The sequence below is a fragment of the Mycobacterium sp. 1165178.9 genome, from assembly GCF_001673555.1.
GTDB lineage: Bacteria > Actinomycetota > Actinomycetes > Mycobacteriales > Mycobacteriaceae > Mycobacterium.
On record NZ_LZMB01000108.1, the window covers coordinates 1 to 9355 of the forward strand.

Annotated in this window: 9 protein-coding genes and 1 pseudogene; 6 read left to right on the plus strand and 4 right to left on the minus strand. The window is 67.2% G+C overall.

Features of this window, described 5'->3' with window-relative positions; translation table 11 throughout:
- The 3 genes and pseudogenes from A5652_RS05510 to egtE all read left to right on the plus strand — a co-directional run.
- A pseudogene (locus tag A5652_RS05510) lies at positions 1 to 469 on the plus strand (class II glutamine amidotransferase); the annotation flags it as partial.
- Positions 469 to 1434: an L-histidine N(alpha)-methyltransferase gene (gene egtD / locus A5652_RS05515; RefSeq protein ID WP_067347453.1), complete on the plus strand. Its 966-nt coding sequence runs from the start codon at positions 469 to 471 to the stop codon at positions 1432 to 1434. The pseudogene A5652_RS05510 and the gene egtD, both read left to right, overlap by 1 nt.
- A gap of 47 nt (positions 1435 to 1481) precedes the next feature.
- Positions 1482 to 2588, plus strand: coding sequence for an ergothioneine biosynthesis PLP-dependent enzyme EgtE (egtE, locus tag A5652_RS05520; RefSeq protein ID WP_232001097.1), 1107 nt, complete (start codon positions 1482 to 1484; stop codon positions 2586 to 2588).
- Here egtE and A5652_RS05525 read toward each other — a convergent pair.
- Positions 2585 to 3262: a class I SAM-dependent methyltransferase gene (locus A5652_RS05525; RefSeq protein ID WP_067347461.1), complete on the minus strand. Its 678-nt coding sequence runs from the start codon at positions 3260 to 3262 to the stop codon at positions 2585 to 2587. The genes egtE and A5652_RS05525 overlap by 4 nt on opposite strands.
- A 10-nt stretch (positions 3263 to 3272) precedes the next feature.
- Positions 3273 to 4745 (minus strand): glutamate--cysteine ligase, encoded by a 1473-nt coding sequence (locus A5652_RS05530; protein ID WP_067347463.1) that lies wholly within the window; start codon positions 4743 to 4745, stop codon positions 3273 to 3275.
- Between the two features lie 135 nt (positions 4746 to 4880).
- Between A5652_RS05530 and glpK the strand changes: the two genes are divergently transcribed.
- The gene (glpK, locus tag A5652_RS05535; protein ID WP_067347475.1) at positions 4881 to 6407 is read left to right on the plus strand and encodes a glycerol kinase GlpK; all 1527 of its coding nucleotides are present in this window, start codon (positions 4881 to 4883) and stop codon (positions 6405 to 6407) included.
- 43 nt (positions 6408 to 6450) lie between these two features.
- Here the strand turns inward: glpK and A5652_RS05540 are convergent, their stop codons facing one another.
- Positions 6451 to 7167: a PadR family transcriptional regulator gene (locus tag A5652_RS05540; RefSeq protein WP_067347466.1), complete on the minus strand. Its 717-nt coding sequence runs from the start codon at positions 7165 to 7167 to the stop codon at positions 6451 to 6453.
- Between the two features lie 204 nt (positions 7168 to 7371).
- Between A5652_RS05540 and A5652_RS05545 the strand changes: the two genes are divergently transcribed.
- A complete protein-coding gene (locus tag A5652_RS05545; RefSeq protein ID WP_067347469.1) occupies positions 7372 to 7761 on the plus strand; it encodes a hypothetical protein in 390 nt (129 codons plus the stop codon).
- Here the strand turns inward: A5652_RS05545 and A5652_RS05550 are convergent.
- Positions 7758 to 8705 carry an RDD family protein gene (locus A5652_RS05550; RefSeq protein ID WP_067347472.1) on the minus strand — a complete coding sequence of 316 codons (948 nt, stop codon included), beginning with the start codon at positions 8703 to 8705 and terminating at the stop codon, positions 7758 to 7760. The two genes, A5652_RS05545 and A5652_RS05550, sit on opposite strands and share 4 nt — an antisense overlap.
- A 77-nt stretch (positions 8706 to 8782) precedes the next feature.
- Between A5652_RS05550 and A5652_RS05555 the strand changes: the two genes are divergently transcribed.
- Positions 8783 to 9355 (plus strand): stage II sporulation protein M (locus A5652_RS05555; protein WP_197513775.1); only part of this gene is annotated, 573 nt, incomplete at its 3' end.

Genomic DNA, 9355 nt, shown 5'->3' on the forward strand with positions numbered 1-9355 from the left:
GGCCTCGATCGGCATGCCGACGGTCGCCGAACGCACCGCGGCCACCACGCAGTGGCTGCGCAGCGCGTGCGCGCCGTTCACCGACGGGCAGTGGTTGTTGTCGCACAACGGAATCGTCGACCGGGCCGTGTTGCCGACGACGGTGCGCTCCGAATCGGTCTGTGACAGCGCGATACTGGCGGCCACCATCTTCGAGCGCGGCCTCGACGCGCTGGGGGAGACCATCGCAGAGGTCGCCGCTGCCGACCCGAATGCCCGGCTGAACATATTGGCCGCCAACGGCTCTCGCATGCTGGCGACGGCCTGGGGTGACACGCTGTCCATCCTGCGGCGCCCCGACGGCGTGGTCCTGGCCAGCGAACCCTATGACAACGACTCCGACTGGGAGGACGTGCCGGACCGCCACCTTGTCGAAGTCACCGCGAACGGTGTCGTGCTGACGCCGCTGGATCAGTCGAGAGGATCTTGATGACGCTGTCGCTGTCGAACCACCTGGCCGCCGACTCGGCGTACCACGCGTTGCGCCGCGACGTGCTGGAAGGCCTGCAGAAGACGCCGAAAGCATTGCCGCCCAAATGGTTCTACGATTCGGTGGGTAGCGATCTGTTCGATCAGATCACCCGGCTGCCGGAGTACTACCCGACGCGCGCCGAAGCTGAGATCTTGCGGGCCCGTGCGGCCGAAGTCGCATCGGCCAGCGAGGCCGACACTCTGGTGGAATTGGGCAGCGGCACATCGGAAAAGACGCGAGTGTTGCTCGACGCGCTGCGGGCGCGGGGTTCGCTGCGCAGGTTCGTCCCGTTCGACGTCGACGCCAGCATCCTGTCGACCGCCGCCGCGGCCATTCAGCAGGAGTACGAGGGGATCGAAATCAGGGCCGTCTGTGGCGATTTCGAGGAGCACCTGACCGAGATCCCTGACGGCGGGCGACGGCTGTTCGTGTTCTTGGGGTCGACGATCGGCAATCTCACGCCCGGACCGCGGGCGGAATTCCTTGCCGCACTGTCCGCGCAGATGCGGCCCGGCGACAGCCTGCTGCTGGGCACGGACCTGGTCAAGGACACCGACCGGCTGGTGCGGGCCTATGACGACGCCGCCGGGGTGACGGCGGCGTTCAACCGCAATGTGCTCGCGGTGGTGAACCGGGAACTCGACGCCGACTTCGACATCGATGCCTACCGGCACGTGGCCCGGTGGAACGCGGCGGAAGAACGCATCGAGATGTGGCTGCGGTCCGACCGTCGCCAGCGGGTGCGGGTCGGTGCGCTCGAACTGACCGTCGACTTCGACGCCGGCGAGGAGATGCTCACCGAGGTGTCGTGTAAGTTTGACTCCGACAAGGTGATTGACGAATTGGCCACCGCGGAATTGCGCCGCACCCGGTGGTGGACCGACGAGGCGGGCGACTTCGGGTTGTCGTTGGCCGTGAAGTGACCGGCGCCGACGCGCTGGCCGAGCGATGGCGGTCTGCCCGGCTGCCGATGGCCGGGCTGCACTTGGACAACGCGGCGTGTTCCCGGCAGAGCCTGGCGGTGATCGAGGCGAGCGCGCAGCACGCCCGCAATGAGTCCGAGGTCGGCGGCTACGTCGCGGCGGAGGCGGCCGCACCGGTGCTCGACGCCGGACGCGTAGCATTCGCCACGCTGACCGGAATGCCCGATGCCGAAATGGTTTTCACCACCGGCTCGCTGAACGCCCTGGACCTGCTGCTGGGCAGCTGGCCGGCGAAACGCCGCACGGTGGCTTGCCTGCCCGGCGAGTACGGGCCCAACTTGGCCCTGATGGCAGCGCACGGATTCGATCGGCAGCTGCTGCCTACCATGGAGGACGGCCGGGTCGCGCTCGACGACGCGGCGCTGGCCTTGGACGCCGATCCGCCCGACCTGGTGCACCTGACGGCGGTGGCCAGCCATCGCGGTGTCGTGCAACCCGTTTCGATGGTCGCCCAACTCTGCCGGGAGTTGGGACTGCCGCTTGTAGTCGACGCCGCCCAGGCGCTGGGCCAGGTGGGCTGTGCGGCGGACGCCGACGTGACGTACTCCTCGTCGCGCAAATGGATCGCCGGGCCGCGCGGCGTCGGGATGCTCGGGGTGCGCCGCGAGCTGATGGAAACCCTGCGCCCACGGCTGGCCGCGCCGGACTGGGCCCGCAAAGACGGCTCGCCGACGGTGGCCGAACAGCTGGAGTTCGGCGAGGCCAACATCGCTGCGCGCGTGGGGTTTTCGCTGGCAATGGGCGAGCATCTGGCGTATGGGCCGCAGGCGGTGTGCGCGCGTCTGGCCGAGGTGGGCCGCCTGTGCCGAACGGTGCTGGCCGATGTGGCCGGCTGGACGGTGGTCGAAGGGGTCGAAGAACCCAGTGCCATCACCACTTTGGCGGCGAACGACGGCGCCGACCCGCAGGCGGTGCGCGGCTGGCTGCTCGCCGAGCGGCGGATCCTGACCACGTTCGCCGGCGTGCAGCGGGCGCCGCTGGAGCTGACGGAACCCGTGCTGCGGATCTCCCCGCACGTGGACACCACGGCCGCCGACCTGGAGGCTTTCGCCGAGGCGCTCATCGCCGCCACCGGGGCGACCGCGGCCGGCTAACCGGCTTTGTGCGCCGTCAACAAGTAGGCCGGCATCTTCACCCGGCCCTTCTCGTCGCGGTCGTGCTGCGGGAATTCGAAAGGCGCGTTGGGGATATTGACGGCGTTCGACAGGATGAAAGAATGGCGAATTTCGTCGATCTCCCAGTACTTGCTCACCGCGGCGCGCAGCTCGTCCTCGTCGACCTCGTTGGGCTTGGGTTGCATCTCGGCCGGAAAGGCGCCCTTGGCGAAGACCAGGACGAAGAAGCCGGCACCCGGGGCGGCCGCACGGTGGACCGATTTCAGGTAGCCGTCGCGGCCATCGACGGGAAGCGAGTGAAACAACGTGCTGTCGACGACGGTGGAGAACCGTCCGTCGTAGCCGGAGAACGACGTGATGTCGGCCTGCACGAAGCTGGCCGTGGTCAGGCCGCGCTCTTGGGCGGACTTGGTCGCCGCCGCGATGGCCGTCGGTGTCAGGTCGACACCGACCACGGTGTAACCCTGAGCGGCCAGCGACAGCGACAGCTCGGCGAACCCACATCCGGCGTCCAGCACGTCGCTGCGGAACTTGCCGGCCGCGATCAGGGCGGCCAGTTCGGGCTGGGGCTCACCGATGTTCCACGGCGGGGGCCCCTCGAAGTGGGCCTGCTCGCGATACGCGCTGTCCCAGTCCATGACTTCGTCAGACATGATTTCGAACCTACTCCCAGGTGTGCACCGGTTCGTTGGCGTGCATGTGGCCGCAATACCGGCGCAGCATCTCTGCCAGGGCCGCGGGCCTGCTCATGCCGCCGTCCTGCAGTGCCCGCACGGTCGATACCTGCCAGCTGGCACCGTTGCGCCCCGCGCGGGCCCGGCCCTCGATGACCCCGAGGAACCGGTCGCGCACCTCGGCGTCCACGCCCCAGCGCTGCAGGCCTTCGTCGGCGATCGGCAGCAGCGTGTCGAGCACGAGTTCGCGTGCGCTCACCTCACCCATCCCCGGCCAGTGCTGCCGCGCGTCGATGCCGTAATACGCCGCCCCCAGGAAATTGGCTTCTGCCACGCCGAAATCCATGCTGTCCCACAGCGGGTTGTCGGCTTCGGACAGGCTGCGCAGCACGCCGTAGAAGAAGGCCGAATTCGCCAGCATGTCGATGACGGTCGGCCCGGCCGGCAATACCCGGTTCTCCAGACGCAGATGGGGGCGGCCGTCAACCACGTCGTACACCGGGCGGTTCCACCGGTAGACGGTCCCGTTGTGCAGGCGCAGTTCGGAAAGCTGCGGGATGCGCCCGGCGGCCAGCTCGGCGACCGGGTCCTCGTCGGACACCTCGGGCAGCAGGGACGGGAAGTAGCGGATGTTCTCTTGGTAGAGGTCCAGGATCGAGTTGATCCACTTCTCGCCGAACCACACCCGCGGTCGCACGCCTTGAGTTTTCAGCTCCTCGGGCCTGGTGTCGGTGGACTGGGTGAACAGCTCGATGCGGGTTTCGGCCCAGAGCAGGTGTCCGAAGAAGAACGGCGAGTTGGCGCCCAGCGCCAGCTGCGGACCGGCCACGATCTGCGCCGCATTCCAGTTGGCGGCGAATGTCTCGGGCGCTAGCTGCAGGTGCAATTGCATGCTGGTGCAAGCGGATTCGGGTGCAATCGTGGCGGTGTGCCAGTTCAGCGGCTCCGGGCCCGAGATGTCGATGGGAATGTCTTCGCCACGGGCGGTGAAGATCGAGTCGTTGAGGGCGGCGTATCGCGTCGACTCGCTCATCCAGCCGTGGTCGAGGTGTTCGGACATCAGTGTGGGCAGGATGCCGATCATGACGATGTGGGCGCCGCCGGCGGCGCTGGCCTTGTTCTCGGCCTCGTTCAGGCTGGCCCGCACCTCGGCCTCGAGATCCAATGTGGTGTGCCCGGGCAGCGCGTGCGGCGGAACATTGAATTCGATGTTGTAGGCGCCCAATTCGGTCTGATACGCCGGATCACCGATGGCGTCGAGCACGTGACGATTGGACATCGCCGGCTGGTAGCCGGCGTCGACGAGATTGCACTCGATCTCCATGCCGGTCAGCGGCTGCTCGGACTCAAAGCACGAGCGGGCCAGCATCGTCTCGAAGGCGTCGAGGCACAGCTGTACCTTGCGGCGGTATTCCCGCCGATGCGCGCTGTCGTACGTGGTGCGCTTGACCTCTTCGCCCACAACGCAGATGCAACAGGGTTACCGCCCGTAACGCAAGCTCTCACGAGTCGCAGTCCCCGCATCGTCAGTCGAGCGATAGACCATGATGGACTTTTGCCGCTAAACGTGTCCGAGCTCACGGGTGGAGGGGAGCAGTTGGCCGAGTTCGCCGAATTCGTCGCAGCCATCGATCAGGGGACCACCAGCACCCGCTGCATGATCTTCGACCACTATGGGGCCGAAGTGGCCCGCCATCAACTCGAGCACGAACAGATCCTGCCCCGGGCCGGCTGGGTGGAGCACGACCCGGTCGAGATCTGGGAGCGCACCTCATCGGTGCTGACATCGGTATTGAACCGGGCCGATCTGGGTCCGGAAAACATTGCCGCGCTGGGCATCACGAATCAGCGCGAGACGACGCTGGTGTGGAACCGTAAAACCGGGCGGCCCTATTACAACGCGATCGTCTGGCAGGACACCCGCACCGACCGGATCGCGTCGGCACTCGAACGCGACGGTCGCGGCGACGTCATCCGCCGTAAGGCGGGCCTGCCCCCGGCAACCTACTTTTCCGGCGCCAAGCTGCAATGGATTCTGGAGAACGTCGACGGCGTGCGTCAGGCCGCCGAAAGCGGCGACGCGTTGTTCGGCACCCCAGACACCTGGGTGCTGTGGAACCTGACCGGGGGGCCGCGCGGCGGCGTACACGCCACCGACGTCACCAACGCCAGTCGGACCATGCTGATGAATCTGGAGACCCTGGACTGGGACGACGAGCTGCTGTCGATCTTCTCCGTTCCTCGCGCGATGCTGCCGACAATCGGCCCGTCGTCGTCGCCGCAGCCCTACGGCGTGACATCGGAGGTGGGACCGGCCGGTGGCGAGGTATCGATCACCGGGATCCTCGGTGATCAGCACGCGGCGATGGTGGGTCAGGTGTGTCTGTCCGAAGGGGAAGCCAAAAACACCTACGGCACCGGGAATTTCCTGCTGCTCAACACCGGTGAGACGATCGTGCGGTCCGACAACGGGTTGCTCACCACGGTCTGCTATCAGTTCGGTGACGCGAAACCCGTGTACGCGCTCGAGGGTTCGATCGCGGTGACCGGCGCGGCCGTTCAGTGGCTGCGCGATCAGCTGGGCATCATCAGCGGTGCCGCCCAGAGCGAATCGCTGGCACGCCAGGTCGACGACAACGGGGGCGTCTATTTCGTCCCCGCGTTTTCCGGGTTGTTCGCGCCCTACTGGCGATCCGATGCGCGCGGGGCGATCGTCGGGCTGTCGCGGTTCAACACGAACGCGCATCTGGCGCGCGCGACCCTGGAGGCGATCTGCTATCAAAGCCGCGACGTGGTCGACGCCATGGCGGCGGATTCTGGTGTGCGCCTTGAGGTCTTGAAGGTCGACGGCGGTATCACCGGTAATGACCTGTGCATGCAGATTCAGGCCGACGTGCTGGGGGTGGACGTGGTCCGGCCGGTCGTCGCCGAGACGACCGCGCTCGGCGCCGCCTACGCGGCCGGTCTGGCGGTGGGGTTCTGGGCCGACCCGGCGGACCTGCGAGCCAACTGGCAAGAGGGCAAGCGCTGGGTGCCGGCCTGGAACGACGAGCAGCGCGCCGCGGGATACGCGGGCTGGCGGAAAGCCGTGCAGCGGACCCTGGATTGGGTCGACGTCACATGAGGGGTCATATGACGTCGCCTCATCCAGGGCCCGCCGAAGGCACTCAGTCTTCGCCGAGAATGCCGTAGATTTCACGCCGCGCATTGTTGAGGATGTCGACGATGCGCTGCTGCTGCTCGGCCGAGGCGGTGTGGGCGGACTGCCCCACCGCGCCGAACAATTGACCCACGGCGGCCCGCAGATTCATGTGGCCGGGGTCGGCCCCTTCGGTGATCTCGTCCCACGGCGGGGTATCGATCTTTTCGGCCGCGGCGCGGCCCCGTTCGGTCAGCTCGAAAAGCTTCTTGCTGCCTTCGGTTTCGCTCGCGGTGATCAGGCCTTCGTCGTCGAGCAGCTGCAGGGTCGGGTACACCGAACCGGGGCTCGGCTTCCAGAGGCCGTTGCTGCGTTCGGCGATCTGCTGGATCATTTCGTAGCCGTGCATCGGCCGCTCAACGAGCAGCTTCAGGATGGCCGCTCGCACGTCGCCGCGCTTGCCGCGACCCGGCCCGCCGCGGCGCCATCCGCCGCGCCGGCCACCGGGGCCGAAGCCGAAGCCCGGACCGAAGCCCGGACCGAATCCCGGTCCGAAACCGGGTCCGAAACCGAGCGGGCCGTCGTGGCCGCCGGCATGGTCGCGCAGGTGCTCACGGAAGTCCCGCCGGGCCTGGCGCCGAGCCTCGTGCAGGGCGCGCCGGTCAACCGGGCCGGAGCCGAAGCCGAATCCGAAACCTGGCCGGCCGGCGAAGGGTCCTTCAGGGGGAGTGAATGGGTTGGTCATTGCTATGTCCTTACGTTTGTGGGTCGCGCACCGGTTGTGCGCTACGAAGCATCACGATATATCGGAAACTAACGTGATGCAACGAAGAATGTCGGAAAAAGCAAGCGTGAGCGCCTGACCTGGATAAATCTGGACGGCGTCCGGCCCACGATCGGGCCATCAGAGCGGTTTGCACGAGCCAAACGACGGGTAGGACCTACCGAGATGGATTCCGACAACAACGTGAAGGTCGATAGCGGTAGCGCCGGCGCGGCCGCGTCTGGGCGACCCGATGGTGCCCGGCGCCGTAACACGTGGCTGTGGATCAACTGGGGGCTGGCGCTGGCGACGCTGCCCGCCGCCGCACTCGTGATGCTCTTCGCGCTCGGTGCCGTGATGAGCACCGACGGCTGCAGCGATCGCAGCTGTCCCAACCTGGGCCACGGCGGGATCAACTTCGGCGTCGCCTTCTACGGCGCTCCCGCGGTCGCCGTCCTCGTCATCATCATCTCGTTTTTCACCGCCAAACGCAGGGGCGGTATTGCGGTCCCGCTGTGCGGATGGGCGCTGCTGGTTGCCGACGTCCTATTGATGGCGGCGAGTGTGGCCGGCTAGCTCGGCGGTGAGAAACCGTCGGGTGTATCCGTGTCTCCCGGGCCGGATCGACCGGATTGCGGTCCGGGCCAGCCCAGGGCCTGTGGTGGCGATTGCCCTACCGCACCCGGCGGCGGGCTGGGCCAGGCCGGGGGGCCTTGGTATGCGGCGCCGGGTGGTGGCCACGGTGCCGGACCCATCGGCGGTGGACCCGGCGCGGGCATGACCGGCCGCAGCCGGGCCAGTTCGCGACGGTGCCGCTCGGCGAGGACCGCGGCGAGCACGAGTTCCGGTGGAGCGCCGGGCGGTGGCGGCGGCGCGATGCGGGCCACTACGTCGCCGGCGATCCGGTACCCCATCTGCATCCGCAGCTGACGGTCGAGTTGTGTTGCCCTGGAAAGGAATTGACGTGCAACCTCGAGCTGACCGGCGGACAGCCCCGACAACTGCAGCGACGACGCCCACCACGCCAATGAGGGCGGCATCATCGGCGGCGGCCCGAGGCGAGGCCCGCGTTCGTTGACCACCACCGTGCCGGCGAAGATGTCGCCGATCCTTTTGGCCTTGGGCGACAAGATGCTGCAGATGACGGCGGGACTCCCGAACAGCATCCAGATCTCCACCAACGACGCCAGGGCGCGAAACAACGCCTGGCGGAAGCGTTCTGGCCCACCGTCATCGGACACGACACGCAGGCCCATCGCGATCTTGCCCACCGAGCGTCCCCGCGTTGCTGTTTCGAGGATCAGCGGATAGCCCACGACGACCAGCACCGTGAAGATCAGCAGGATCGCTTGAGACAGCGCGGTATCGAATTGGGTCAGCGTGGCAGCCCACAATATCAGGCCGAGCAGGTAGCCGATGACCATGACCGCGATATCGATCAGTGCGCTCAAGGTCCGCACCGGCAGCTGGGCGATCTGCACATCGAGCACCACAGCGTCCCCGGTCACCACCTCCGACATAACTCCGAACGGTACAGGCTGGGTGCGTGTGGGCCGCCGCACTTAGCTGTGCCGGCGGTGCGATTAGGCTGCCGAGGGTGGATGTCGATGCATTCGTGCTGGCCCATCGCCCTACTTGGGACCGCCTGGACCGATTGATCGGGCGGCGCCGGTCGCTGTCCGGTGCGGAGATCGACGAACTCGTCGACCTCTACCAGCGGGTCTCCACCCATCTGTCGATGCTGCGCTCGGCTTCGTCGGATTCCGCGTTGATCGGTCGTCTCTCGAGCCTGGTCGCGCGGGCCCGTTCCGCGGTGACCGGTGCCCATGCGCCCCTGAGCAGTGCGTTCACCAGGTTCTGGACGGTGTCGTTCCCGGTGGTTGCCTACCGCACCTGGCGGTGGTGGCTGGGCACTGCGGCGGCGTTCTTTGCCGTAGTCGTGATCGTCGCGCTGTGGGTTGCCGGCAGCCCGGACGTGCAGTCCTTGATCGGAACACCCACGGACATCGAGCAATTGATCAACCACGACGTCGAGTCGTATTACAGCGAACATCCCGCCGCGGCGTTCGCGCTGAAGATCTGGGTGAACAACTCGTGGGTGTCCGCACAATGCATCGCAATGTCGGTGGTGCTGGGACTGCCGATCCCCCTGGTGCTGTTGGAGAATGCC

What these genes read in the sequence shown, in the direction of transcription:
- A5652_RS05550 (WP_067347472.1), bottom strand. Translation starts at nt 8,705, where the DNA reads ATGTCGGAGGTGGTGACCGGGGACGCTGTGGTGCTCGATGTGCAGATC.
- A5652_RS05545 (WP_067347469.1), top strand. Translation starts at nt 7,372, where the DNA reads ATGGATTCCGACAACAACGTGAAGGTCGATAGCGGTAGCGCCGGCGCG.
- A5652_RS05525 (WP_067347461.1), bottom strand. Translation starts at nt 3,262, where the DNA reads ATGTCTGACGAAGTCATGGACTGGGACAGCGCGTATCGCGAGCAGGCC.
- egtE (WP_232001097.1), top strand. Translation starts at nt 1,482, where the DNA reads ATGGCCGGGCTGCACTTGGACAACGCGGCGTGTTCCCGGCAGAGCCTG.
- egtD (WP_067347453.1), top strand. Translation starts at nt 469, where the DNA reads ATGACGCTGTCGCTGTCGAACCACCTGGCCGCCGACTCGGCGTACCAC.
- A5652_RS05540 (WP_067347466.1), bottom strand. Translation starts at nt 7,167, where the DNA reads ATGACCAACCCATTCACTCCCCCTGAAGGACCCTTCGCCGGCCGGCCA.